The sequence below is a fragment of the Dysgonomonas sp. HDW5A genome, assembly GCF_011299555.1.
Lineage (GTDB): Bacteria > Bacteroidota > Bacteroidia > Bacteroidales > Dysgonomonadaceae > Dysgonomonas_A.
Map to the genome: position 1 here is coordinate 4,212,906 of NZ_CP049857.1, position 26,191 is coordinate 4,239,096.

26 protein-coding genes are annotated in these 26,191 nt (G+C 35.8%); 11 read left to right on the top strand and 15 right to left on the bottom strand.

Annotated features, from left to right (window positions below):
• Positions 1 to 89 precede the first annotated feature (89 nt).
• From G7050_RS17415 to G7050_RS17440, 6 genes are all read left to right on the top strand, one after another.
• Positions 90 to 1,157: a PCMD domain-containing protein gene (locus tag G7050_RS17415; RefSeq protein ID WP_166117532.1), complete on the top strand. Its 1,068-nt coding sequence runs from the start codon at positions 90 to 92 to the stop codon at positions 1,155 to 1,157.
• Positions 1,158 to 1,233: 76 nt separating this feature from the next.
• Positions 1,234 to 1,986 (top strand): porin family protein, encoded by a 753-nt coding sequence (locus G7050_RS17420; RefSeq protein ID WP_166117533.1) that lies wholly within the window; start codon positions 1,234 to 1,236, stop codon positions 1,984 to 1,986.
• 244 nt (positions 1,987 to 2,230) lie between these two features.
• Positions 2,231 to 3,595 (top strand): tRNA (N6-isopentenyl adenosine(37)-C2)-methylthiotransferase MiaB, encoded by a 1,365-nt coding sequence (gene miaB, locus G7050_RS17425; RefSeq protein ID WP_166117534.1) that lies wholly within the window; start codon positions 2,231 to 2,233, stop codon positions 3,593 to 3,595.
• Between the two features lie 148 nt (positions 3,596 to 3,743).
• On the top strand, positions 3,744 to 3,947 hold the full coding sequence (locus G7050_RS17430) for a YtxH domain-containing protein (RefSeq protein WP_050709251.1): 204 nt from the start codon (positions 3,744 to 3,746) through the stop codon (positions 3,945 to 3,947).
• Entirely contained in the window at positions 3,937 to 4,314 is a 378-nt protein-coding gene (locus G7050_RS17435) for a phage holin family protein (RefSeq protein ID WP_166117535.1), read from the top strand. Before G7050_RS17430 ends, G7050_RS17435 begins: the two co-directional genes overlap by 11 nt.
• Positions 4,304 to 4,711 carry a hypothetical protein gene (locus tag G7050_RS17440; protein WP_166117536.1) on the top strand — a complete coding sequence of 136 codons (408 nt, stop codon included), beginning with the start codon at positions 4,304 to 4,306 and terminating at the stop codon, positions 4,709 to 4,711. Before G7050_RS17435 ends, G7050_RS17440 begins: the two co-directional genes overlap by 11 nt.
• A 73-nt stretch (positions 4,712 to 4,784) precedes the next feature.
• Here the strand turns inward: G7050_RS17440 and G7050_RS17445 are convergent, their stop codons facing one another.
• The 3 genes from G7050_RS17445 to panC form a co-directional block, all read right to left on the bottom strand.
• Positions 4,785 to 6,113 (bottom strand): MATE family efflux transporter, encoded by a 1,329-nt coding sequence (locus G7050_RS17445; RefSeq protein WP_255499207.1) that lies wholly within the window; start codon positions 6,111 to 6,113, stop codon positions 4,785 to 4,787.
• Between the two features lie 79 nt (positions 6,114 to 6,192).
• Positions 6,193 to 6,546 carry an aspartate 1-decarboxylase gene (panD, locus tag G7050_RS17450; RefSeq protein WP_166117537.1) on the bottom strand — a complete coding sequence of 118 codons (354 nt, stop codon included), beginning with the start codon at positions 6,544 to 6,546 and terminating at the stop codon, positions 6,193 to 6,195.
• A gap of 60 nt (positions 6,547 to 6,606) precedes the next feature.
• Positions 6,607 to 7,452 (bottom strand): pantoate--beta-alanine ligase, encoded by an 846-nt coding sequence (gene panC, locus G7050_RS17455; protein ID WP_166117538.1) that lies wholly within the window; start codon positions 7,450 to 7,452, stop codon positions 6,607 to 6,609.
• 200 nt (positions 7,453 to 7,652) lie between these two features.
• Here panC and G7050_RS17460 point away from each other — a divergent pair, with 200 nt between their 5' ends.
• From G7050_RS17460 to G7050_RS17480, 5 genes are all read left to right on the top strand, one after another.
• Complete coding sequence (locus G7050_RS17460) at positions 7,653 to 8,465, top strand: glycogen/starch synthase (protein WP_166117539.1); 813 nt, start codon at positions 7,653 to 7,655, stop codon at positions 8,463 to 8,465.
• Between the two features lie 99 nt (positions 8,466 to 8,564).
• Entirely contained in the window at positions 8,565 to 9,911 is a 1,347-nt protein-coding gene (locus G7050_RS17465) for a DUF4270 domain-containing protein (RefSeq protein WP_166117540.1), read from the top strand.
• A gap of 69 nt (positions 9,912 to 9,980) precedes the next feature.
• Complete coding sequence (locus G7050_RS17470) at positions 9,981 to 10,361, top strand: hypothetical protein (RefSeq protein ID WP_166117541.1); 381 nt, start codon at positions 9,981 to 9,983, stop codon at positions 10,359 to 10,361.
• 267 nt (positions 10,362 to 10,628) lie between these two features.
• On the top strand, positions 10,629 to 12,923 hold the full coding sequence (locus G7050_RS17475) for a TonB-dependent receptor (protein ID WP_166117542.1): 2,295 nt from the start codon (positions 10,629 to 10,631) through the stop codon (positions 12,921 to 12,923).
• Positions 12,924 to 13,085: 162 nt separating this feature from the next.
• Positions 13,086 to 13,721 (top strand): LysE family translocator, encoded by a 636-nt coding sequence (locus G7050_RS17480; protein ID WP_166117543.1) that lies wholly within the window; start codon positions 13,086 to 13,088, stop codon positions 13,719 to 13,721.
• A gap of 142 nt (positions 13,722 to 13,863) precedes the next feature.
• On the opposite strand, the gene G7050_RS17485 is transcribed toward G7050_RS17480, so the two are convergent.
• The 12 genes from G7050_RS17485 to G7050_RS17540 all read right to left on the bottom strand — a co-directional run bounded on the left by G7050_RS17485 (position 13,864) and on the right by G7050_RS17540 (position 26,161).
• Positions 13,864 to 15,258: an NADH-quinone oxidoreductase subunit N gene (locus G7050_RS17485; RefSeq protein ID WP_166117544.1), complete on the bottom strand. Its 1,395-nt coding sequence runs from the start codon at positions 15,256 to 15,258 to the stop codon at positions 13,864 to 13,866.
• Between the two features lie 102 nt (positions 15,259 to 15,360).
• Positions 15,361 to 16,794, bottom strand: a complete 1,434-nt coding sequence (locus G7050_RS17490) for a NuoM family protein (RefSeq protein ID WP_166117545.1) — start codon at positions 16,792 to 16,794, stop codon at positions 15,361 to 15,363.
• 104 nt (positions 16,795 to 16,898) lie between these two features.
• On the bottom strand, positions 16,899 to 18,791 hold the full coding sequence (gene nuoL, locus G7050_RS17495) for an NADH-quinone oxidoreductase subunit L (RefSeq protein ID WP_166117546.1): 1,893 nt from the start codon (positions 18,789 to 18,791) through the stop codon (positions 16,899 to 16,901).
• Positions 18,792 to 18,797: 6 nt separating this feature from the next.
• The gene (gene nuoK, locus G7050_RS17500; protein WP_166117547.1) at positions 18,798 to 19,118 is read right to left on the bottom strand and encodes an NADH-quinone oxidoreductase subunit NuoK; all 321 of its coding nucleotides are present in this window, start codon (positions 19,116 to 19,118) and stop codon (positions 18,798 to 18,800) included.
• 3 nt (positions 19,119 to 19,121) lie between these two features.
• A complete protein-coding gene (locus tag G7050_RS17505; RefSeq protein WP_166117548.1) occupies positions 19,122 to 19,625 on the bottom strand; it encodes an NADH-quinone oxidoreductase subunit J in 504 nt (167 codons plus the stop codon).
• Positions 19,626 to 19,662: 37 nt separating this feature from the next.
• The gene (locus G7050_RS17510) at positions 19,663 to 20,217 is read right to left on the bottom strand and encodes an NADH-quinone oxidoreductase subunit I (protein ID WP_166117549.1); all 555 of its coding nucleotides are present in this window, start codon (positions 20,215 to 20,217) and stop codon (positions 19,663 to 19,665) included.
• A 9-nt stretch (positions 20,218 to 20,226) separates the two neighbouring features.
• Complete coding sequence (gene nuoH / locus G7050_RS17515; protein WP_166117550.1) at positions 20,227 to 21,258, bottom strand: NADH-quinone oxidoreductase subunit NuoH; 1,032 nt, start codon at positions 21,256 to 21,258, stop codon at positions 20,227 to 20,229.
• Positions 21,259 to 21,353: 95 nt separating this feature from the next.
• Entirely contained in the window at positions 21,354 to 22,400 is a 1,047-nt protein-coding gene (locus G7050_RS17520; protein WP_166117551.1) for a 2Fe-2S iron-sulfur cluster-binding protein, read from the bottom strand.
• A 6-nt stretch (positions 22,401 to 22,406) separates the two neighbouring features.
• Positions 22,407 to 23,765, bottom strand: coding sequence for an NADH-quinone oxidoreductase subunit NuoF (gene nuoF / locus G7050_RS17525; RefSeq protein WP_166117552.1), 1,359 nt, complete (start codon positions 23,763 to 23,765; stop codon positions 22,407 to 22,409).
• A 6-nt stretch (positions 23,766 to 23,771) separates the two neighbouring features.
• A complete protein-coding gene (gene nuoE, locus G7050_RS17530) occupies positions 23,772 to 24,296 on the bottom strand; it encodes an NAD(P)H-dependent oxidoreductase subunit E (protein WP_166117553.1) in 525 nt (174 codons plus the stop codon).
• Positions 24,296 to 25,531: an NADH-quinone oxidoreductase subunit D gene (locus G7050_RS17535; protein ID WP_166117554.1), complete on the bottom strand. Its 1,236-nt coding sequence runs from the start codon at positions 25,529 to 25,531 to the stop codon at positions 24,296 to 24,298. The genes nuoE and G7050_RS17535 overlap by 1 nt, the downstream gene beginning before the upstream one ends.
• 99 nt (positions 25,532 to 25,630) lie before the next feature.
• On the bottom strand, positions 25,631 to 26,161 hold the full coding sequence (locus tag G7050_RS17540; protein ID WP_166117555.1) for an NADH-quinone oxidoreductase subunit C: 531 nt from the start codon (positions 26,159 to 26,161) through the stop codon (positions 25,631 to 25,633).
• Between the last annotated feature and the right edge of the window lie 30 nt (positions 26,162 to 26,191).

Sequence of the window (26,191 nt, forward strand, 5' to 3'; positions counted from 1 at the left end):
TAAAATTAGGCTCATCTAGTTTGAGCAATACACAATACATGCACTGCAAGATAAAGAGTTAATACAACCCAATTATTAGAATAAATAAAATGAAATTCAAAATCTTACTTTCATTCATCGCTGCACTATATATCTTTTCTTCGTGCATTAAAGATGAACCATTAAACAAAGAAGCTGATATCGAAACTTTTTCTTTACCTGATAGTATATTGGTAAATTCAGTTATCAGTAATAACAAAGTCACCCTTCTTATAAAGAACACCAATCTCAACAAAAAATTGGCACCCCTGATTACAGTTACCCCCGGAGCCACTATAACTCCGGCATCCGGAGCCACTGTTGACTTCACAAATGACGTTACTTATACGGTTGTTTCGGAAGATAAACAACACACAAAAGTGTATACTGTCAGTGTCACTTCGTCTCTCAGTCTAAAATTTGGCTTTGAAGACTGGTTTATGGAAGGTGGACTATGGAAATATCCGGCTTTATTAGACGACATGTGGAGTTCAGCCAATCAAGGAATTATGACTGCAAAGCTAGGCAAAGTAGACCTTTACCCAACCAGATCTACAACCGACTGTTTTAGTGGAAAATATGCAGCCTTACTTGAAACTCAAAGAGGGGGAACTTTCTTGGTGGCAGGTTATGTTCCGATATTTTCAGGATCATTATTCAGAGGAGCTTTTAAACTCAATATGGCAAGCCCTCCCCAGTCAGCTCTTTTCGGACAAATACATCCGAAGGAGAGTGGAATCCCTTTAAAAATGACAGGGTATTATAAATATACGCCGGGAGATACATTAATTAACCGACAAGGGATTGTACCAAACAAGAAAGACGAATTTTCTATATATGCAGTAATATATAAAGTAACAAAAGGAAGCGAAGGTCTTTCAGAATATCTGAATGGTGAAAATGTCCTCACCTCTGATAAGGTTATATCAAAAGCAATACTTGAAGACAGATCTCCTAAAGCTCAATTCACCAAATTTGATTTACCTTTCATATATACTGAAAATATGAATTACGATTTATACAATTATAAACTGGCAATTGTATTTGCATCAAGCAAAAATGGTGATTTCTATGAAGGTGCAGTAGGAAGCACTCTCATAGTAGATAATGTAGAGGTCATATGCGATCTAAACAATTGAGGTTTCTAAGACTTTCTAAACATTTTCGACAAGCATAAAACATCAATAAATATTTTTATTTATTAATATATATTTCATGAAATCACTACAATACAAATTAATAGTCTTGATGATAGTTTCTTCTATATTCACCCTATCAAGCCAAGAAAAGACGGATAATCGTTTCGAACATAAAATCATTGCCGGTTTCAATATTGGTGCCACTGCCCCCACCTCTATACCGGCAGAAATACGTTCTATAGATGCATGGTGGCCACAGTTTACGCCACAATTGGGCTATAATGTCACATATAAGCTCAATCAAAAATGGGGATTAGGCAGTGGTATATCTCTTGATTATAAAGGAATGGGAACAAGGGCAACCGTTAAATACATCTATACAAGTATCGTAATTGAAGATGGAAGTAATGATGCTCTTGAAGGCTACTTTGTCGGAAAAAATGAAACTGTTGTAAAACTGGCATATGCAACCATACCCCTGTATGCAACATTTAATATCAACCAGAGTTGGCAATTACGAGCAGGAGGTTATGCTTCGTATTTGTTTAGCGGTAAGTTTTCGGGAACAGCTTCCGATGGCTATATTCGTGTCAATGAACCTACAGGTGAGAAAGTCGAAATAACAAAAGCTAGTTTTGACTTCAACGACAAACTTCGAAACTTTGATTTTGGTCTTATATTAGGAGCCGAAAGAAAGATCAACGACAGATTTGGAATTTATAGTAATCTAAATTGGGGTTTAACATCTATCTTCCCTTCTGATTTTAGAGCCATAGATTTTAATATGTATAACATATATCTTACTATAGGGCTAACTTATAAGCTATAAAGAGAAATAACTTCACCAAATAGAAAAAAAACGTTCCGAATGATCGGAACGTTTTTTATTTGAACATCGTTAATCTATACTTTCATAATTACCATATCATTACAAGACTTTACGAATCAATATGACCATCATACTCTATAACTATCGATCTATTTTTACATTGATTTGTCTAAGGATATCATATAAATAAACTATTTTTGCTTTATATTTATATTTATATTTATATTTATAACATTAATAGATTATGAACAACGAATTAGGACTGGACTTTAAATCCACGACTGACAAAAAATTGTTCATCGAGACCTATGGTTGTCAGATGAACGTAGCAGACAGCGAAGTAGTAGCATCGGTAATGGAAATGGATGGCTACAAAATGACCGAAAAAATAGAAGAGGCAGATGCAATATTTGTAAATACTTGTTCTATACGCGACAACGCTGAACAAAAAGTCATTCAACGCCTCGAACAACTGAATGCTATAAAACGTAAGAAAAACAAAAATCTCATCATTGGGGTATTAGGTTGTATGGCCGAGCGGGCTAAGGAAGAGCTCCTAGACAAACATCATGCTGATATTGTAGTAGGACCTGATGCTTATCTCGACTTACCTAATTTGATAGGCGCTGCTGAGAGTGGAGAAAAAGCAATTAATGTACAACTATCTAAAACCGAAACTTATAAAGATGTAATACCTTTAAAGATCGGGGGAAATCATCTCTCGGGATTTATCTCCATTATGCGTGGATGCGATAAGATCTGTACTTATTGCATTGTTCCATATACCAGAGGACGCGAGCGCAGCAGAGAACCTCAAAGCATCCTTAATGAGTTAAATGATTTAAAGGCTAAAGGCTTTAAAGAAGCCACTTTATTGGGACAAAATGTAAACTCGTATAAGTTTACTCAAGAGGATGGAACAATCGTTGATTTTCCTGCACTTCTTGAACTTGTTGCCAAAGAAGCCCCCAATATGCGCATACGTTTCACCACATCCTATCCTACTGATATGACAGATGAAACTTTAGAGGTTATTGCTAAATACGATAATCTATGTAAGTTTATCCATCTGCCTGTACAATCAGGAAGCAACAAGATTTTGGGCGTAATGAAACGCAAATACGATAGAGAATGGTATTTAAATAGAATAGAAGCAATCAAACGCATTATACCTGGGTGTGGACTTTCTACCGACATTATGTGCGGATATCATTCTGAGACTGAAGAAGATCATCAGGAAACATTATCTTTGATGAGAGAAGTAGGTTTCGATTCTGCTTTTATGTTTAAATATTCGGAACGACCCGGTACATATGCTGCCAAGAAATTAGAAGATAATGTACCCGAAGAGGTTAAAGGAAGACGTCTACAGGAAATAATAGATTTACAGGTTGAGCTTTCACGAATAAGCAACACCAATGATATGGGCAAGGTATTTGAAGTTTTAATAGAAGGATTCTCAAAACGATCTAAAGAACAACTTTTTGGGAGATCATCGCAAAACAAAGTTGTTATTTTCGACAAAAACAATCACCGTATTGGTGAGCTTGTAAAAGTCAGAATAACAGGAAGCACCTCCGCGACACTCTTTGGTGATGTAGTCGAGTGATTAACAAAAGTTAATTACAGTCAGTAAAATCTGTTCTTTAATCAAAATAGTATTACTTTAGATTATCAATCTAAACAATAACAGAAATTTCTTGTTAATTATATAACAATACAAATAAAAAGTTACTAATAAAATAAATATTACAACTATGGGAAAATCAAATTCAAACTTATTGTTTTTAGCTATTGGTGCTGCCATTGGTGCTGCAGCGGGTTATGTTGCTGCATCAGATAAAAAAGAAGAATGGATGCACGAAATCAACAAATTGGTTGATAAAGTTAAAAACAATGTGAAAGGCTCGTGCTCTAAAGTTGAAGATGAATTGGAAGAGCTTATAGAGGATGAAGAATAACAACGAAGAATATCAAAACTTTAGTGAACTTATAGATGAGTCAAAAGCAGACTTATCAAGCTATATAGAAAAACGTCTGACACTAGTTAAACTCAAAGCTTTTGAGAAAATTGCCAGTGCGTCGTCATTTATTATATATGGCCTGATGATGAGTGTTTTTGTACTCATCTTGTTCATTCTCATTCTCGTTGGATTAGGATTTGTTATTGGTGAATTACTGAATAATTATGCAGCCGGGTTTGGAGTTCTGATACTTATTACATTAGTTGCTTTATTGGGTTTAATACTCAATGCTAAAAGAATTCGAAGAGCTTTTGTGAACATAACCTTACGTACAATCAAGAAAATAGAAGTGGATGAAGACTAAATTATCACCTTTACAAGAACTTCGATTAGAAAGAAGCCAACTAAAGAATGAATGTGCCGAATACGAACAAAAATTACATGGTAATTGGCAATATGCCAAAGGTCATTTCGGTCGATTAGCTGTAGGCACAGTTCTATCTTCAGCAAAAAATGGTATTGGTGACTTATTTTCTCTTGTAACAGGAAAGAAACAAAGTTCCGAGGAAGAAGAGGTCGAGGATAAGTCATCTTCAGTAGTTACTCAAATGCTTCTCGGTGCAGCTCCTTTTATTTGGGAGATGGTGCAACCTATGATTGTAGGAATGATTATGAAAAAAGTAAAGTCTCTCTTTGGAGGAGGTGAGAAAAAGAATAAAAAGATAAAGAAAGTGAAGAAAAAAGCCTCAGATTTGGATTAACCAATTTCTGAAGCTTTCTTTTTTATATCTAGTACCCCTTATATCTACCAAGACGATAAGAAACTATACCATCTTATATACTTTTATTTTGCCACTTGCCTCGAGTTAAATATAAATAGGACAAGACCATAAGAGTTCCCCAATATACATATTCAACAGTCCAGCATACTGCAACCGATGACTTATTGTGAATAACTACCACATACATAACTCCAACATAGAGAACAATCGTAATCATCTCAAAAATTAGTGCCCAACGAGTGTTACCCGTTCCAGATATCGAATTAAACAAAACAGTACCAAGACTACATATCGGTAAAGCACAAACCAATACTATTAATGGCATAATTGTTTCTTTCACCAAAGACATATCTTTATTAGAAGCAATTAGTCCGATCCAAAAATCAGCCTTTACCAGTGTAAATAGCCCCATAAGTACTACAATACCCAGGTTTAGCAAACAAATTCGTTTAATTAAAGGCCACACTTCACCATATTTACTCATCCCCATTGTATTACTTACCAATGTATTTGCAGTGGTAGATAATGCATTCATTGGTATAAAGTAGATCATGTAGAAAGTCCGTATGATATTAGTAATCGCCAAATCTCTCTCCCCATGATTCTCTATCGCTAAAAAAAAGATAAACCAAGTAGACATGGAGATTGCATACTGAGCCATTGTAAATACAGAGATATTAAGAATACGTTTAATTACAGAGAAACGAAACTTCATTTTATGAAAGCCATACTTTCCTAAATCAACAGTTTTAAATGTATATATTACAAAAAATATAATAGATGAGATTTCTGCAATAACAGATGCCATACCGGCTCCGGCTATACCTAACTGAGGAAATCCGAAATTTCCAAAAATAAGAACATAGTCAAATATTATATTCACAACCGTCATCACTACCGCATTTAGTGTCAGAACCGAAGTTCGTGCAATTCCCACATAAAAAGCCCGAAACATAATATTTACTGATGCAAAAAAGAATCCGAATGTTCGCCATTGCAAATACTCAGAAGCAGCTTCATAAACATGATGAGACTTAATCAGTGTTGGCAGTAACGTTTTTGAAAAAACATTAGAGAGTCCATACAACAAAGCGGCAAAAACCAAGAGAAACATCATCCCCTGAAGAACTATAGTTCCTATTTGATCATAGTTTTTCTCGCCATTTCTGCGTCCTATCATTATCTGAGCCCCTATACTGAACCCAAACCCCAGCATAAAAAATGCAATATAATATATACCTGCCAGACCAGCAGCACCAAATTCAACCTCTCCTACTCTACCCAGAAATATTGTATTGGTAATTTGCATGACATTCTGCGTCAGCAAACCTAGCATTATCGGAAGACTTACCTTCCAAATATCTTTATACGAATATGCCATAACTTCAATTCGGCTAATCTAAAATAAAAAGGGATGACTAAAATATATCATCCCAATTCTTATATAAATTATTAATTTTTTAATCTATTAATTTATTTGTTTTCGTATCGGGAAATATGATCCAAGGCTTGAACGTTTTAGCTTCTTCAAAATCCAAAATAGCATATGATATAATAATGATGATATCGCCAGGCTGCACACGTCTGGCAGCTGCACCATTCAGGCAAATTGTTCCTGTTCCTCGTTCTCCCTTTATGATATAAGTCTCGAAGCGTTCTCCATTATTGTTATTCACAATAGATACCTTTTCGCCTGCTATCATATTAGCTGCATCCATTAAATCTTCATCAATAGTAATACTGCCAATGTAGTTTAAACTAGCATCAGTTACAGTAACTCTATGAATCTTCGATTTTAAAACTTCTATTTTCATTTTTTTATTTATAAGGCTCCTGACCTTTTTATTATTTCTGCAAAGGTAAACAGATTATAGTTATGAGTAGTATATAATATTGTCTATTAAACGAACTTCGCCACAAAAAACTGTAATACAACCTACTGCATAATCGTTATCTTTCCAGCCTACGATTTGCTGTAAAGTATTTCCATCTACAATTTCGAAATATTCAACCTCTAAAAAGGGTATTTTATTAATACTTTCTACAACCCAAGTTCGAACTTCTTCAACTGTTTTCTGGTTATACAGTGCTTTACTTTCCGATAAAATTCGGTATATATTGACCGCTTCATTCTTTTGATCGTCAGTTAAGCGTTGATTACGGCTACTCATAGCCAAACCACTATCTTCACGCCTTATAGGCATCGGCACTATTTCGACCGGAATATTTAATTGGCGAACCATTTGTCTGATAATAGCCAATTGCTGAAAATCTTTTTCACCGAAATATGCTCTATCCGGTTTCACAATATCAAATAAACGACTCACGACTTGAGCAACACCGTTAAAATGTCCAGGACGGAACTTACCTTCCATCACTTTATCTAATTGTCCGAAATCGAATTGGCGATTATCAGGTTCAGGGTATATTTCCTGTACAGAAGGCACAAAAACGATATCTGCACCGGCTTCTTTTAAAATTTTAGTATCCTCTTCAATTGTTCGAGGATATTTTTCCAAATCAGTCAGATTATTGAATTGTGTCGGGTTTACAAAGATGCTGACTATGCAAACATCATTCTGCTCACAGCATTTTTTGACCAGAGAAATATGTCCTTGGTGTAAGGCACCCATAGTCGGAACAAATCCGATCGTTTTCTCTTCATTTTTACTTGTAGACACTGCCTTTTGCAGATCTTTAATAGTGTATAGAGTTATCATAAACCTTTACCTAAACTAGCCTTTAAAAAGATTGTGCAAAGCAACTAAATTTTTATGAGAAATAAAATTTTAGAAAGACTTCATTTTAGAAAAATTCATGTTTAACTAAACCGCCGCGAATTTTCAATCTTCGAAAATTGCTCAAAACCAATTTTTTTTTTATTATCTTTGTAATTTCATATAATTGAAGACAGCATAAAATGAGCATAAAAAGAGTTTTATTTATTACACAAGAAATTACCCCTTATCTTCCTGAATCTTTACTAGCAAATACTTGCAGATATCTACCTCAAGCAATACAAGAAAAAGGCAAAGAAATCAGGACTTTCATGCCTAAATTCGGAAACATAAACGAACGCCGTAATCAACTACATGAGGTTATACGTCTATCGGGAATGAACCTCATTATTGATGATACAGATCACCCGCTTATAATAAAGGTAGCATCGATACAAGCTGCACGTATGCAGGTATACTTCATCGACAATGATGATTTTTTCAGCAGAAAAAACACTATAATGGATGATGATGGAAAGGAGTTTCTGGATAATGATGAACGTAGTATATTCTATGTGAGAGGTGTACTTGAAACTATAAAAAAACTCCGTTGGATTCCAGATGTTATACATTGCCACGGATGGATGACTGCTTTGACTCCGTTATACATTAAAACTGCATTTGCTGATGACCCTTGTTTCAAAGATGCTAAAGTGGTTTATTCATTGTATAATGACGATTTTAAACAACCATTCTCTGATAAGTTCGGATCTAAACTAAAATTAGCCGGAATTACAGACAAATATACTAAGGACCTGACTACAGGTGAAGAGATTAATTACGTTAAGCTGACCAATTTCGCGATGAAATATGCTGACGGCGTTATTCAAACAGCAGAAACAGTTAATCCTGCCCTATTAGAATATATAAATAACAACAAAGTCAAATTTCTTCCATATCAAGGAAATGTAGATGAATCAGCAGATGCAATAAACAGCTTTTATGATACTTTGTAAGTATACAAATTCATAAAAATGTTGAAAATTGTTTTTTTGTTTTTGCAGCTACGTATTTTTTCTGATCTTTGGGCAACTAAAATGTAATTTAAAAGCAGAATGAAAGTAAAGTCCGTATTCGCCATAGTTTCTTGTTTTATAGCATTGGCTTTTGCATCTTGTGATGATGATCTGAACTCTATTGGAGGAACGATTCAACCACCCGCAGACAGTATCTCTGTATTGACCGATACATTAGCAATAAAGGCAAGAACCATATCGATGCAGGATTCGGTATATGCCCGAACCATAAATGGAGTATTAGGACAATATGAAGATAATTTGTTTGGAACAATAAAATCGGATTACTTATGTCAATTTTACTTTCCTGAAGGAGGTAAATTTCAGGACAATCTAGTAAAAATAGATTCCGTACAGTTTGCTATCGATTTTAATAGTTATAGTGGAGATACGCTTGCTCCAATGGGATTATCAGTATATGAAGCAACCAAGGCAATTCCCGAAAACTTCTATACAAATGCTGACCCAACAAAGTATATTGGAGATAAACCAATCCTCCTAGCCAGTGAAGCTTATACAATAAGTGGAGCAAAAGTTGTTTCAAAAACTACAAATCAACGTGAAATCATAGCCGACTTAGGTATTGATTTTGGAAAAAGAATATACAATGGCTGGAAAGATAAAAAATTTACGGATAATGCTTCTTTCAACAGCTTTTTCAAGGGAACATATGTTACTACAAACTTTGGATCGGGTAGTTTAATCAGAGTACTTTATACTTCAATTGATATTTATTATAAATACAACGATGTCTTAGGTAATCACAATAATACGGCCGATACTATAAGATCTGCTACGTTCTCATTGACAGTAACTCCCGAAGTAATGCAATTAAACCACATTAAGAATAAAAATCCTGATGAATTATTTGTTGAAGGAACAGGGGCTACATACTTAAAAACTCCGGCAGGGGTATATACTGAAGTAACTTTCCCAATCAATAAGATTAGGGCAAATATGGCTACCAAAAATTTTAAAACGATTAATACTGCCTTATTTACTTTAAAAGGTTATACTGAGAAAGAATCTACAGCTAAATATGAGTTGAGTAGACCAACGACCTTATTACTGATTAATAAAGATTCTGTAGATTCGTTTTTCAGCCAAAGAAAATTATATGATGGTAAAACAACAATTATAGGTACTAGAGGAAACAATAATATTTATAATTTTGCGAATATATCTTCTCTTATCAATACATACAAAGATATGAATTTGGATAAGGATCCTGTATTTGCTGTTATACCTGTTGAAGTAGCTTATAAAACAGATGCAAATGGAACAAGCTATCTGACAGGAGTATTTAACTATCTACAGCCTGCAACCAGTATAATCAGAAATGACCCGAAAAATATGAGATTAGAACTAGTATATAGTAAGTTTTAAAAATCATAGAGAATATTCCCCCAAACAGCTACCTTTCAATTCAAAGGATAGCATAACGAAAGTTAGCAAATGCTGTTACAAAGAAATAAGAGAAAACATGCAACGTACCTACTATTCCTGATTTATTTAGGGTACTTTGCTGTTGTCTCTTTATTTGTTCATATGCACGTGTATGAAGGGGTAATATACGTACACTCCCATCCATACCGAAAATCACAAGATATACCTAACAACTCTAATAAATTACCTTTAGAGACTCATCAGCATACAGCAGCTTCATTTTTCACTGCTAACCAATTATCAAACATTACATCGGGTGAAGCTGAATCGCTTAATTTTATAGATGTACTATTAGCTACTACGACTATATTTTATCTGGAATATAAAGTTAGTCCTCTAATAATTAACCCACTAAGACAATTCAGCCTGAGGGCTCCTCCATTAGCTTAACTATACTTTATCAGTATTTATTTTTTATAGACAGTAATATATCATTCTGACTATAAAATTCTCTGTGTTATTAATCTAAATAACACAAAAAAGAACATACACATATTTAATAAGATTCTATCTGATACTCTATTACTGAGTTTGGATAATAACCTCATTATTACAATAAGGTTAACTATATGAAAGCTGCTTTTCGAGTAGCCCGAAAACTGCTATTCTCTTCATTATAAAATGGCTATTATATCTATACATTAAAAAATGAAAATTATGAAATTACAATATATACTCACCATATTATTACTCACCATCTCTCTCTTACATTTACAGGCAGGTCCCGATCACATAGCACATATCTCAGGACAAGTAATAGATTCAGAAACAAAAGAACCCATTATAGATGCTATAATTTCGTTAGAAGGAACTCGTTCGCAGACATTATCAGATGATAATGGAAACTTCCAGATAAAGAATATCCACTCAGGAAAATATATAATGCACATACAAGCATTAGGATATAGTATAGAAAGAGAAGAAATAAATCTGGCTCCTTATACCACTAAAAAGATCGTAATAGAACTCAATTCTGAAAATCACGAACTGGCAGAAGTTTCTGTGACCGCATCTCTGTCAAGATTAAAAAGAGATGTATCCCCTATAGTTGTTTCGCAACTGACACCCAAAACATTTGAGGCAACTCAATCATTGACTCTTTCTCAGGGATTAAACTTCAGCCCCGGAGTACGTGTTGAAACGACTTGCCAGAATTGCGGTTCTCAGGAAGTAAGAATTAATGGGCTCGAAGGACATTATTCCGAGATATTAATCAATAGCCAACCTGTAGTGGGAGCGCTGACTAAGACATATGGATTAGATCAGATTCCGCTTAATATGGTAGATGAGATAAATATCATCCGAGGAGGTAACTCTGCACTATATGGCTCACATGCCATAGGTGGTGTGATAGATATTATCACTAAAGAACCAGAGAATAACTATTACGAAATAAAGTATAACCTCTCTCTTATTGATGGGAAGTCAGCTGACAATATGTTATTATTTAATACTTCACTCGTTGATAAAAACAAAACATCAGGCATCAGTGTATTCGGAAATATGAGAAGTAGAAACCCTTGGGATGCTAATGGTGATGGATTTTCTGAAATAGGTAAAAACAGAGCGTCTTCGTTAGGTTTTAGTTCATTTCTGAAACCCAATAAAGACAGTAAGGTTATAGCAGAATACCGATATACTTCGGAAGAACGGAGAGGTGGAGACAGTTTTGACAAACCACCTCATGAAGCAAATATAGCCGAATACAGCGACTTTAAGATACATTCGGGATCAGCAGACTACTCACAGTATTTTAATGACAATAAACACCGTTTAAATATACATGTATCTATCCAAGATGCTTATCGTGACAGTTATTTTGGAGCAGAGCAAGAGCCTAATGGATATGGCAAGACCACTGAGTTAACCTTGATCGGGAATGCTAAGTACGAAATGAATATAGATAATCTCTTATTTATGCCTGCTAAATTTATAAGCGGATATACCCAAAGTCATGATATGCTGCGGAATGAAATTCCGGGATATAATTATAAGCAAAACCAAAATATCAATATTGGAACTTTGTATTTTCAAAATGAATGGCAAAACGAAAAGTTGTCTATAGCTATTGGAGCACGATTAGAAAAACATTCTCTTGTAGAGAATGTAAATATTATGCCAAGAGTGAATGCGCGATATAAAATAGTAGGGAACGTCAATTTACGTGGAGGATATACCGTAGGATATAGAGCTCCTGAAATTACAGGGGGAGATTTAGATATACCGATACAAGGAGGAAAAGCTACTTTATTGAGCTTTGCCGACGATATAAAGCCGGAACGTTCGCGGAGTTTCTCTGGAGGATTCGACACTAAGTTTTACAACGAAAATTTCTACTCCTACTTTTTAGTTGAAGGATTTTTTACCCGAATCAATAATGCATTCATAGATCGTGTTATTGGAGAAAATGAGACAGGAAATACATTAGTACAAAGAGAAAATGCTAATAGAGCTACTATATCGGGGATTAATTTCGAAACTTCGATACAGCCTTCTGAATGGCTTCAAATAGATGGAGGATATACAATACAAAGGGGTAGATACAAATCTCCGGAAAGATGGTCGGATGATGAAACTGTAGAGCCGACTAAGGATATGCTAAGATCTCCTGAACAATATGGATTTATCTCAGCAATGGCTACTCCTCAATCTCCATTCTCTATTGCTGTTTCAGGAACCTACACAGGATCTATGTATGTACCACATCTTGCCGGATATATCGAAAATGATGAGCTAAAGAAAACACCTCAGTTTTTTGATATGACAACAAAGATTGCTTATTCTTTTAAGCTGAACGCATATAATAAGGTCGAAATAAGCTGTGGTGTACAAAATATTTTTAACAGTAGGCAACGTGATTTTGACAAAGGAGTAAATAGAGATGCGGATTATATATATGGTCCGTCACTACCAAGAACATACTTTATTGGGCTGAAATTAAGCTCATTCTAACAAATAATAGGGTTGCATCTCATTAATATAGCCTCTATAATTAACAGAAAGATATAAATATTACGCTGTTAATATAGACTAATGAGATGCAATTTTTATTGGGTTCTATAAATTTGATGTTATCTTTGTTCTACAGAATAATACTTTATTCTGTTAATAGAAATGCTTGATACTATAATAAAAGGAATATTCATAGGACTATTAGTCTCAGCACCTATGGGGCCCATAGGTGTCCTATGTATACAACGAACTTTGAATGAAGGTAGACTTCATGGATTTATATCGGGCTTAGGAGCCTCTTTATCTGACATAGTATATGCCATAATATCAGGACTGGGAATCAGTTTTGTAATGGATTTTGTGGAAGAGAATCACTACCCATTACAAATAGCAGGTAGTTTACTTCTTCTTATTGCCGGTTATTACATTTATCAATCTAACCCTGCGAAGAAGCTGTTCAGGCAAGATGAGAAAACATCGCCTTATTGGAAAAATCTAGTCTCTTCATTTTTTATAAATCTTACAAACATAGGTATCTTGTTCTTCTTTATAGCCATGTTTGCACGCTTTAACTTTATAGATCCTAACAACTCATCAAAGAATATAGTAGGCATTTTGTCTATTGGTCTAGGAACTGTTATCTGGTGGTTACTTATTTCTACTGTTGTCGATAAAGTACGCTCTAAATTTAACCCTAGAGGCCTTAAGATATTCAATAATATACTGGGAATCATTTTGGCTTCAATAGGTGTTGTCGGGTTAGTAACTGCTGCTTACACTTTATTTGAAAGAGTATAATATTAACATCGTTTATTTAGTCAGCCTCAGTTTTTTAATTATACAACAATAATAAAAAGGACAAGAAGCCTCAAAATAAAAAGAGTGAATACAAATTATATTCACTCTTTTATTATATATATAATAATTTATTCTGCCAAATTTACAATGATAAACTCATTATTATAGAAGGATAAATACCTAATATCAGGTTAAGAATTATAGCAATCGTAGCCACAAGCACATATCTTATCGGCACTTTCAATGCAATTTCGCTCGATGGTTCTTTTGTGAACATCACGTTAGCTGCTCCAAAGTAATAGAAGATCGCAATAATCGAATTAATGATACCAAATATTACCAGAATTAAATAACCTGCATCTATCATTTGGGTAAACATAAACAGTTTTGCAAAGAAACCTGCAAATACTGGTATACCTCCTAAAGAAACCAAGGCACATGTCAATATTCCTGCCATAAGAGGATTACGTCTGGCTAAGCCATGTAAGTTTTCAATATTTTCATGTCCTTTACCTTCGCTTACCGCCATAATTACAGCAAAAGCTGCAATACCAGCCAACGAATAAGCAGCTGCATAATATAAGAGACTATTTGTAGCATTAGTGCTAGTAGATAGTAAATCCATTATCATAAATCCCGCATGGGAAATCCCTGAATAAGCCATCATTCGCTTCAAACTCTTTTGGTTTAATGCAGTTATATTTCCAACTGTAAGAGATAATATAGAAAATACCACAATCGTTATTTGGACAGCAGGTGTCATTGCTACTCCAAATAGGACTACAACTTTATAAAGAGCTGCAATTGCGGCAACCTTAACCAAAGTACTCATTAATGCAGTAACCAGTGTAGGTGAACCCTCGTATACATCTGGTGCCCAAAAATGGAATGGAACTACCGAAGCTTTGAATAAAAGACCAACCAGAATCATTATAAATCCCATATTAAACCATATAGGAAGATTAGCACCTTCTAATGTTGATACTTGAACAATAGTTTCTATATCGAATGATCCTATTGCTCCATAAACCAAAGCTATACCAAATAGTATAAAGCTAGAAGCAAAAGCTCCCATAATGAAATACTTCATTCCGGCCTCGTTACTACTCACCCTTGTCGGATTACTGGAGGCTAATACATAAGCTGCTATAGATAACACTTCGATACCAATAAAAAACATCGAAAGATTACCGAATGAAACCATTGCAATTGCTCCTGCTAAAAGAAAAATCTTGAGAGACACATAATCTGCAATCTTCTCCATTTTATTCTTATAAAACTCAGGACTCATTGCAATAATTAAAGTTGCAAGAGTAATAAACAATATAGAAAAACCTCGAGAGTAACTAGTGCTTACAATCATATTATAACTATCGGCATAGAAAAACGATTCACCCGAATAGAATTCAGCAACAGTCATTCCCAATATACCCAATAACGCCAATAGGGTTACAGGGACAAGTATTTTTCTCAAATTTAAAATCTCTAATAAAAGACAAACAATGCCTAATGCAGAGACAGCTATCAATGTACTCATTATATATTTTAGCTAAACAGTTATCTATTTAAGGTTTCAAACCTTTTATTACTTTGGTTGTATAGTAACAAACCTATGATGATTTAGAACTATACATTTAAACTACCTATTGACATACATCAAGATCTCTTGCAGGCTTGGCGAAACCAAATCTACAATCGGTTTGGAATACAAACCAAAAAACAATAAAACAGCGGCCAAAGCGATAAATACAAGACCTTCGTTTACTGTTAAATCAGCAAATACTTTATTACGTGATTCTCCAAGCATCACAAGCTGATACATGTGCAACATGAAGAATGCACCTAAGAACATAGATGTACCTATAAAAATTGTATACCAGATACTTACTTGATACAAACCATACATAATTGTCAACTCACCTACAAAGTTAAAAGACAACGGTATAGCTATAGAAGCCATTATCATTAGGAAGAATGCGATTGTAAACTTCGGTGCCAAGCCTTTAATTCCTCCCATTTGACTGATCAAAGGAGTATTGAATCGTCTGTATATAACTTCTGATCCAAAGAATAGACCTACAACACCAAAACCGTGTGCAACCATTAACAATACTGCTCCCTGAATACCATCCATTGTTAACGCATATATTCCGGCGGCAATAAAACCAACGTGAGCTAAAGATGCGTAGGCAAAGAATCGTTTCAGATTATCTTGCTTAAGAGCTACAATAGAACCATAAATTACACCGATTATAGACAGAGTCAAAACAACTGACTGCATGCTATGAGCAGCATGAGGAGCAATAGGCAACTGCCAACGGATAGCACTATAGAGTGCCATTTTAGACATAAGAGCCCCCAAAAGCAATGTACCTACAAGAGGAGCTTTTTGATATACATTTGCCTGCCAAGTGTGAAATGGGAAAATTGGAATTTTAATAGCATATGCAAAAAAGAAAGCTAGGAAAATCCATAATTGTTCAGTATCACTCAAGTTTGCATTGTATAAATCGTGCAATTGGAAACTTCCCGTTTTTGTATACAGGTATATAATCGCCCCCAGCATAAACAATGAACCGGCAAAGGTATAAATGAAGAATGTCATTGCCGATCTTCTGCGTTTCGATCTCGAACCATTTCCCCACAGTACTACAATAAAGTAGATCGGGATAAGAGACAATTCCCAAAACACATAATACAACAAGGCGTCACTACTCAAAAATACTCCGGTCATGGCAAATGCCATAAACAAAATTAAGCTATATAGTAATTTTTCGAACGGAACCGTATGCGATACAGCCGTAAGTAAAATAATAGGCAGCAGAATAGAGGTAAGCAATACCATTATGAGAGATAAACCATCTGCTTTAAGAGAAAACATTACCGACGGATTATTGATCCACTGTACACTAAAACTTGCTCCTGTATCGTGATATTCCAATAATAATGCAATAGAAAATATTGCAGTTATCACAGCAAACAACATAGCAACTTTAGGAGCCCACCTATTTCCTGAAAGATAAGTAAGAATTGCACCTACTAATAAAATGATTAATATAATAGCGATATTCATGTCTCTTTTTTAATTTTAGGTCTCAGACCTTTTTATTGCTTTAGAAATTATGACAAGTTATAGTTGTTATAATTTTGAATATATCATTAACTAGTTGAAATTACTTAAGTCAGAAATAAATAGATTACTAGCGCGCAAAATCCTACAACAAAGAATGAAAGATAAAAACCTACACTTCCGTTTTGTAAAGCTTTTGCCGGAGCCGATAAACCTTTAGCTACTAAAGCAAATCCAAATACAACTCCTGTTATTATACTTTCCACAACATTCTTAAAGAAATTTGCCATAGCATATATAGGCTTTATAAATATAGCAGTATATATCTCGTCAATATAATATTTATTGTAAAGTACTTTAGCAAAGCCTGTAATTTTATCATCCTCTTCAGGAACAGCCGATTTAGTTATGTACTTATAATAAGCGAGACTCAAACCGATAAGAGCGATAAGAGTAGAAACTCCCATGAAAACTAGCTGCTCAGTAGAGAATCCATGCTCTTCGACAGCACCACCTGAACCAGAGAATATAGGCGACAGATAATGATTCAACCAGCTATATCCAAAGGGTAAACTTATCAGACCACCCACTGTAGCCAGTACAGCTAATACGATAAGCGGCATAGTCATTATTGATGGAGACTCATGTAAATGCTTCTTTTGTTCGGCAGTACCTCTGAATTCCTTGAAGAATGTAAGATACAATACTCTGAACATATAGAAAGCTGTTAGTAGCGACGCCAACATTGCAACCACCCAAAGGATAGGGCTATTTTGGAATGCAACCAACATTATTTCGTCTTTCGAGAAGAAACCTGCAAATGGAGGAATCCCCGAAATAGATAGTGTCGAAATAAGGAATGTAATATAAGTAATAGACATTACACCTTTCAATCCACCCATTTTTCTCATATCTTGCTCACCACCCATTGCATGGATAACTGATCCTGACCCTAAGAATAAACAAGCTTTAAAGAAAGCATGTGTAATAACATGAAATACTGCTATTTGATAAGCTCCAAGTCCTAAAGCCAGAAACATAAGTCCTAATTGAGAAACTGTAGAGTATGCCAATACCTTCTTAATATCAGTTTGCATAATACCTATCGAAGCGGCAAACAGTGCTGTTATTGCACCAATGATAGCAATTAGATATTGTATATCAGGTGTAAGATCAAATAAGAAGTTTAATCGGGTAATCATAAATATACCCGCTGTTACCATTGTTGCAGCATGTATCAATGCCGAAACTGGTGTTGGACCCGCCATTGCATCTGGCAACCAAGTATATAAAGGTATCTGAGCACTTTTACCCATAGCCCCAACAAACAAACAGAATGTAGCAACACCTAATAGACCTGAAACTTCAGGGTTGGTAGTTGTAGACAGTGCTAGTTTTAATGTTGCAAAATCTACCGTTTTAAATAAATATGCTAAGGTGAAAACTCCGGTTAAGAAACCTAAGTCCCCTATCCTATTCATAATAAATGCCTTTTTAGCGGCATCATTAAATTCTTGATTTTTATACCAAAATCCAATTAACAGATATGAACACAACCCAACGCCTTCCCATCCGATAAACATTACCAGAAGATTGTTTGCTGTTACCAACACAATCATAAAGAAGATAAACAGATTGAGATATGAGAAAAAACGATCTACGTTTTCATCATCATGCATGTACCCTATCGAATAGATATGTATCAACGCTCCGATACCTGTCACAACCAGTAACCATAGCAACGAAAGCTGATCGAGAACAAAAGCAAGGTTCACCGAAAATTCGCCGAAAGCTACCCATTCACAAAGATGAACTTCTATAGCCTGTCCGGTCGAGAGAATCTGGATAAAATAAAAGAGAGAGATTGCAAAACTACCCGTTACTGCTGCAGTAGCAATAATGCCGGGTAACGATCGCCCAATCTTTTTACCTACACTCAGATTGATTAAGAAACCAACCAGAGGAAAAATTAAAAGTAATAATACTAACCCTGTTTCCATTCAAAATTACCCTTTCAAGTTTTTTAATTTATCGATATCAATAGAACCGATATTTCTATAGATTGAGACCAATATAGCCAATCCAACTGCAACTTCTGCAGCTGCTACTGCCATCGCAAAGATGACAAATACCTGCCCGCTTGCATCCTGATGATAAACCGAAAATACGGCTAACAACAAATTTGCTGCTGCAAGCATTAATTCGACCGACATCAGCATTACTATTGTACTGCGTCGATACAAAATACCAAGTACACCTACACAAAACAACAGTGTCGACAGATAGATGTAATTGTTAATACCAACTTGTTCTAATATATCCAGCATATCTTAAGCTTTTTTCTCTCTTTTAGAAATCAATACAGCTCCAATCATTGCCGTAATAAGCAAAATGGAAGCAAATTCGAATGGCACTAAATATTCGTCAAGTAATACTTGTCCTATAATCTGTACTGACTGAAAATCTACATTCGCAGTCTTATAAGATTCTATTACAATATTTGCTTTAAGGAATACGGCAAGTATAACAATTGCTGTTAAACATCCCGATACTACCGCAGCAATACGACTGACTACTTTTTTCTTTGGTTCGTGCTGATCACTCAAATTCATAAGCATCAATGTGAATAGCAACAATATCATAATAGCGCCTGTGTATACTATGATATGCACTACTGACAAAAATTGTGCATTAAGCATCAAAAAGTGACCTGCAATCGAGAAAAAACAGACAACCATATAAACAGCACTATGTATAGGATTTTTCGCAAGAACTGTCAAAATCCCAGTACCTAGAGTTATTGTTGCCAGAATATAAAAAATTATCGTTATCATTTTATTTATATTAAGGTCGCAGACCTAATTTAACTCTTTATTTAAGTATCGGTTTAAGTCCGGCATATTTTCCTGATTTTCCATCTTCGACAGAGATAACAAGTTTGTCTTTTCCGTAGATAAAACTTTGTCTTGTTACATCCGGTTTTACGTGTTTTTGAGACTTAGTCAAATAGATTGCATCTTTTGGACAGGCTTCTTCACACAGTCCACAGAAAATACAACGCAACATATTAATTTCATAGATGGCTGCATATTTTTCTTCACGATACAAGTGCATTTCGTCTTTTGTGCGTTCAGCAGCTTTCATTGTAATAGCTTCTGCTGGACATGATAATGCACATAATCCACACGCAGTACAACGTTCGCGACCTTCTTCGTCTCTCATCAATACATGTTGTCCTCTGTAAACAGGACTGTATTCACGTTTTTGCTCAGGATACTGTACTGTCACTTTTCTTGAGAAAAAGTGCTTAATAGTAATCATCATCCCCTTAAATATCGCGATAAGATAGAGACGTTCCCAAAAGGTCATTTCCTTATTAGAGGCAACCGTCTTTCTTCCCGATAATGATATATTTTCTATTGCCATAGCAAATAATTATTTAAAAATCAAAACTAAAACGCCCACAAGCAAAATATTGAATAATGCCAAAGGAAATAATATCTTCCATCCCAATTTCATTAGTTGGTCATATCTGAAACGAGGAATAGTCCATCGTACCCACATATAGAAGAATATGAAGAATGATATTTTAACCAACAGAGCTAAAACAGCTACAGTATTTGCAATATTTACACCCCAACTATCGGCAACCCATTCCATGCCCGGATAATTATATCCTCCGAAGAATAGAATTGAGATCAATGCTGAAGAGAAAAACATACTTACATATTCAGAGAACATATAGAATCCCATCTTCATGGAAGAAAATTCTGTATGGTGTCCATTCACTAACTCCGACTCGCATTCTGCCAAATCAAAAGGTGTACGATTACACTCAGCAAAAGAACATATCAGGAATATAAGTAATGTTAGAGGTTGATAAAAAGCATTCCAACCAAAGCCTGCCTGCTGTTCTGTTATTTCACGAAGGCTTAATGTTCCTGTCATCATAACCAGAGCTATCAGTGATAAGCCCATTGCAACTTCATACGAAATCATTTGAGCTCCTGCACGAATACCTCCAAGTAGCGAATACTTATTATTAGAAGCCCATGCACCTATTACTATTCCATAGATAGCGGTAGACATTACGGCGACCACATATAAAAGAGCAATATTTATATCAGCCACTTGAGGTATATATTCAACGCCGGCAATTATAAATTTATTTGCCCAAGGAATAACTGCACTTCCTAAAAGAGATACAATCATGGCTACTGCAGGTCCTACTGTAAATAGAATTCTATTAGGAGTATCGGGCATAAACTCCTCTTTCGAAAAAAGCTTAGCTCCATCTGCCAAAGGTTGCAAAATTCCGAATATACCCGCACGGTTAGGTCCGTAACGATCTTGTATAAAGCCGGCAACTTTACGCTCAGCCCAGGTCGAATACAATGCAAAAAACATTGTTACGGCGAAGACTATGAGGATAAGAATAAGTTTCTCTAATATAAATGAAATTTCCATGTTCCTATAAGTACTTTCAACTATTTATTATAAGCTTCAAACTCAAATTAGCCTTTATATATAAACTAAGCCGAGTTTTAAAAAGCTCTGTGACGTTATTCTTCTTTTACTTCTCTTATTGCTTCCAACTCTACCTTATCATAAGGGACAGCAGGCATACTGATTTTCTTTTCGTCCTGCTCACGTCCTTCAAGAATCAGCTCATCAGCATCTATATGAACCTTTTTCAATGGGCGTATATAGTTGTTGATATTAAGCACCGAAGGTTTCTCAAATTTGCGAGGACCTTCAATTACCCAATCTTCTGCATTTTTATGATGGAAACGGCAATCGTTACAGATAAACTCATCAACTTCATGATATACATCTTTACGACCAGTTACCCGTTGTACTTTGTCTCCAAACATCCAAAGGGTTACTTTACCCGAACATGTTGGACAGTCACGGTGTGCCGTATAAGGTTTATTAAACCATACACGAGACTCGAAACGGAAAGTTTTATCGGTTAACGCTCCGACAGGACATACATCAATCATGTTTCCTGAAAAATCGTTATCAATAGCCTTCGATATATAAGTTGATATCTGAGCATGGTCACCACGTCCGATAACACCATGCACACGTTCTGGCGTAAGTTGATCCGCCAATTTTACGCAGCGGTAACAAAGCACACAACGGTTCATGTGTAATTGTATGTATGGGCCAATATCTTCGGGTTCAAATGTTCTTCGGGGTTCTTTATAGCGAGTCTTGAAGTTCTTATTTCCATAAGCCAAATTTTGCAAATCACATTCACCTGCCTGATCACACACAGGACAATCTAAAGGGTGATTGATCAATAAGAATTCGCTTACAGCTTTACGAGCCTCCAACGCTTTAGGGGATGTAGCACTTTTAACCTCCATTCCATCTTGAACTGCTGTAACGCATGATGGTTGTAATTTAGGCATAGGACGAGGATCCTTTTCGCTCCCCTTACTTATCTCTACTAAACAACAACGACATTTGCCACCACAATCTTTCAGTTTAGAATAGTAACACATGGTAGGAGGTACACTAGGTCCACCAATAGCACGTGCTGCTTCCAATACAGTAGTACCAGCTTCTACATCTATTGTATGTCCATCTATTGTAATTTTCATAGGTACTTATAATGAGAGTAAATGTCTAACCTTTTCCATAGGTTCATTTACAAAATGATTTCTATTTTTTATTTTCTCAGGAAAACGTACATGATATTCAAATTCTTCACGGAAATGGCGAATTGCAGCAGCCACAGGCCATGCAGCAGCGTCACCTAGCGGGCAAATAGTATTTCCTTCTATTTTGCTTTGAATATCCCAAAGTAGATCTATATCTTCTTGACGTCCATGACCGTTTTCGATACGTTCGAGTATTTTTTCCATCCATCCTGTACCTTCACGACATGGTGAACATTGTCCGCAACTTTCGTGATGATAGAAGCGTGAAAAATTCCAAGTATTACGCACTATACATGCTGAATCATTATAGACAATAAATCCTCCTGATCCCATAGATGATCCGGTTGTAAAACCACCATCAGCTAGAGATTCGTAAGTCATCAAACGATCTTCGCCATTTGCAGTTTTAAAGATATATTGCGCAGGTAAAACCGGTACTGATGAACCTCCGGGAATGAACGCTTTTAAAGGACGGTCGTCAATCATACCACCAAGGTATTGATCGGAGTTCATAAATTCGTCTACAGTCATACCCATTTCGATCTCATACACTCCCGGATTTTTGATATGTCCCGAAGCTGAAATCAATTTAGTTCCTGTTGATTTTCCCAATCCTATTTTAGCATATTCTTCGCCAGTATTGTTTACAATCCACGACACAGCCGAAATAGACTCTACATTATTCACAACAGTCGGCTCAGCCCATAATCCGCTTACAGCAGGAAAGGGTGGTTTGATACGAGGATTACCTCTTTTACCCTCTAGTGATTCGATAAGAGCAGTTTCTTCTCCGCAAATATATGCTCCTGCTCCACAGTGTACATATAGATCGAGATTGTAGCCTGTTCCCAATATATTTTTACCTAACCATCCATTGGCATAGGCTTCTTTTATAGCTTTTTCTAGGATCTTGAATACCCACATATATTCACCACGAATGTAGATATATGATAGGTTAGCTTCTAATGCGAAACTCGATATAATTGCTCCCTCAATCAATAAGTGAGGGATGTGCTCCATCAAGAAACGATCTTTAAAAGTTCCGGGTTCCGACTCATCGGCATTTACTACCAAGTGACGAGGTTTACCTGATCTCTTATCGATAAAGCTCCATTTAAGTCCCATGGGAAATCCTGCTCCACCACGTCCTCTAATACCCGAAGTTTTAACCTGTTCTACGATCTCATCGGGAGTCATTGTTTTAATAGCCTTTTCTACAGCTCTATAACCTCCGTTTTTGCGATAAACTTCGTAATCCTTTATTCCGGGAATATCTATGTTCTCAAATAATATCTTTCTAGCCATCGCAAATCAATCTAGTTTTATTTTACCTTGTTTACAGTCTTCAACTAACGCATCGAACTTTTCTTCGGTTAAATGCTCGTGATAAAAATCACCTAATTGAAGCATAGGACCATAACCACAAGCCCCTAAACATTCTACACCTACAACACTAAACATACCGTCATCGGTGGTTTCGCCTTCTTTAATACCCAACTTATTGCAGGCATAATCCAACATATCCTCGCCTCCACGGATACTGCAACATGATGTACGGCAAAATTCGAATGTATATTTACCTCTTGGGTGTTGATTGAACATGGTATAAAATGTAACCACCTCATACACCTCAATCGGATGAACTTCCAATATCTCGGCAACCTTATTCATTAAAGGAACACTAAGCCAATTATCATGAGCATCTTGTACTGCATGAAGAACCGGCAACATTGCTGATTTTTTCTTATCTGCAGGATAGTGACTGATAAACTCATTGATCCGAGTCATCAGTTCTTCCGTTATATTTATCTCTTGATTATATTCTCTTTTTTCCATTATGCGTCTAATTCTCCGGCAATAACATTTATACTTGACAATGTAGCTACCGCATCCGAAAGCATTCCTCCTTTGATCATTTCCGGAAATGCCTGATAATATATAAAACAAGGTCTGCGGAAATGCAAACGATATGGAGTACGCGAACCGTCAGTAATCAGATACATACCCAACTCACCGTTAGCTCCTTCCACCGAATGATATACTTCTGCTATAGGAACAGGAATTTCTCCCATGACAATCTTAAAGTGATTTATCAAAGCTTCCATGCTTGTATATACTTCATCTTTAGGAGGAAGGTAATAATCAGGCACATCTGCATGATAGTCACCTTCTGGAAGATTGTCTTTTGCCTGACGAATAATCTTCAAGCTTTCTTTTACTTCCGAACAACGTACGCAGAAACGATCGTAAGTATCTCCCGATTGACCAACCGGTACTATAAAATCGAAATCTTCATACGAACTATATGGTTTTGCTACACGCACATCATAATCAATACCGGTTGCTCTCAAATTTGGACCTGTAAAGCCATAATTCATAGCCTTTTCAGCTGAAATAGATCCTACATTTACCGTACGATCCATAAATATACGGTTTCTCAGATAAGCTCTTTCGAGCTCATCCCAAGCTTTTGGAAACCCTTCAAGGAATTCGTCCAGCTTTCGCCATGCAGCCTCACTCCAATCTCTTTCGAAACCACCGATGCGTCCCATGTTGGTAGTTAAACGACCTCCACAAATTTCTTCATAGATTTCGTAAACCAGTTCACGGTACTTCATTACGTATAAGAAAGGAGAATATGCACCTAAATCGACACCTAAAATACCATTACAGATAAGGTGATCGGTAATACGTGCCAATTCCATAACAATAACACGCATATATTGTGCACGCTTAGGAACTTCTACCCCCAAAGCTTTTTCTACGGTCATCCACCAACACATATTATTGATTGGTGCAGAACAGTAATTCATACGGTCTGTCAACGGAGTAATCTGATAGAATGCTCTGTTTTCCGCTATTTTCTCAAAAGCTCTGTGTATATAACCAACAGTGGTATCGGCATCCAAAATACGCTCTCCATCCATAAGCAGTATATTTTGAAATACACCGTGTGTGGAAGGGTGCGTAGGGCCGAAGTTTAGAACCGACAGCTCGCGCCCATCTTCGGGAGTATGCTCTCTTAAGATTTTCGCAAAGCGATGTTCGGGGTGTAATAATAGGTCTGACATTTTCAGTCTTTAGCTTATATTATTTCTATTGCCATATCAGTTAACTATAACGTCCTTTAGTTTACGGCACTAACCAAAGAGACATAAAGGTCTGAGACCTTATTTGGGTTGATAGTTATTAGTTGTTCTACCAAAGAAGCGGTCGTCTTTATCACTACGTCCAGAGTCTTCTAATGGATATTCTTTACGCATCGGAAATGAAGTCATTCCATCGTCATTCAATATACGCTTTAAGTTTGGATGTCCGATAAACTTAATACCATAAAAGTCATAAGTTTCTCTTTCCATCCAATTGGCTGCAGCAAAAATATCGGTCATTGTATCAACCTCTACTTTTTCGCCATTCAAGAAAGTTTTCACCCTCACTCGTATATTATCAACCCAGTTATGTAATAAATATACAACTGCAAACTGAGCCTCAACATTATTATCCGGATAATGTACTGCACAAAGATCTGTCATGAAATTGAAACGTAAAGCTTCATCCTCTTTCATAAAACGAATTACGTCTTTTATTACAGAAGGTGCAGCTTCGAATGTTAGAATGTCTTGTTCCATTCTAAAATTCAGAACATCTGTTCCAAATTTTTCTACTATTTTATTTTGAATATCGATAGTTTCCAATGACATTATATACTGTATTTATAACAGGTCTCCGAC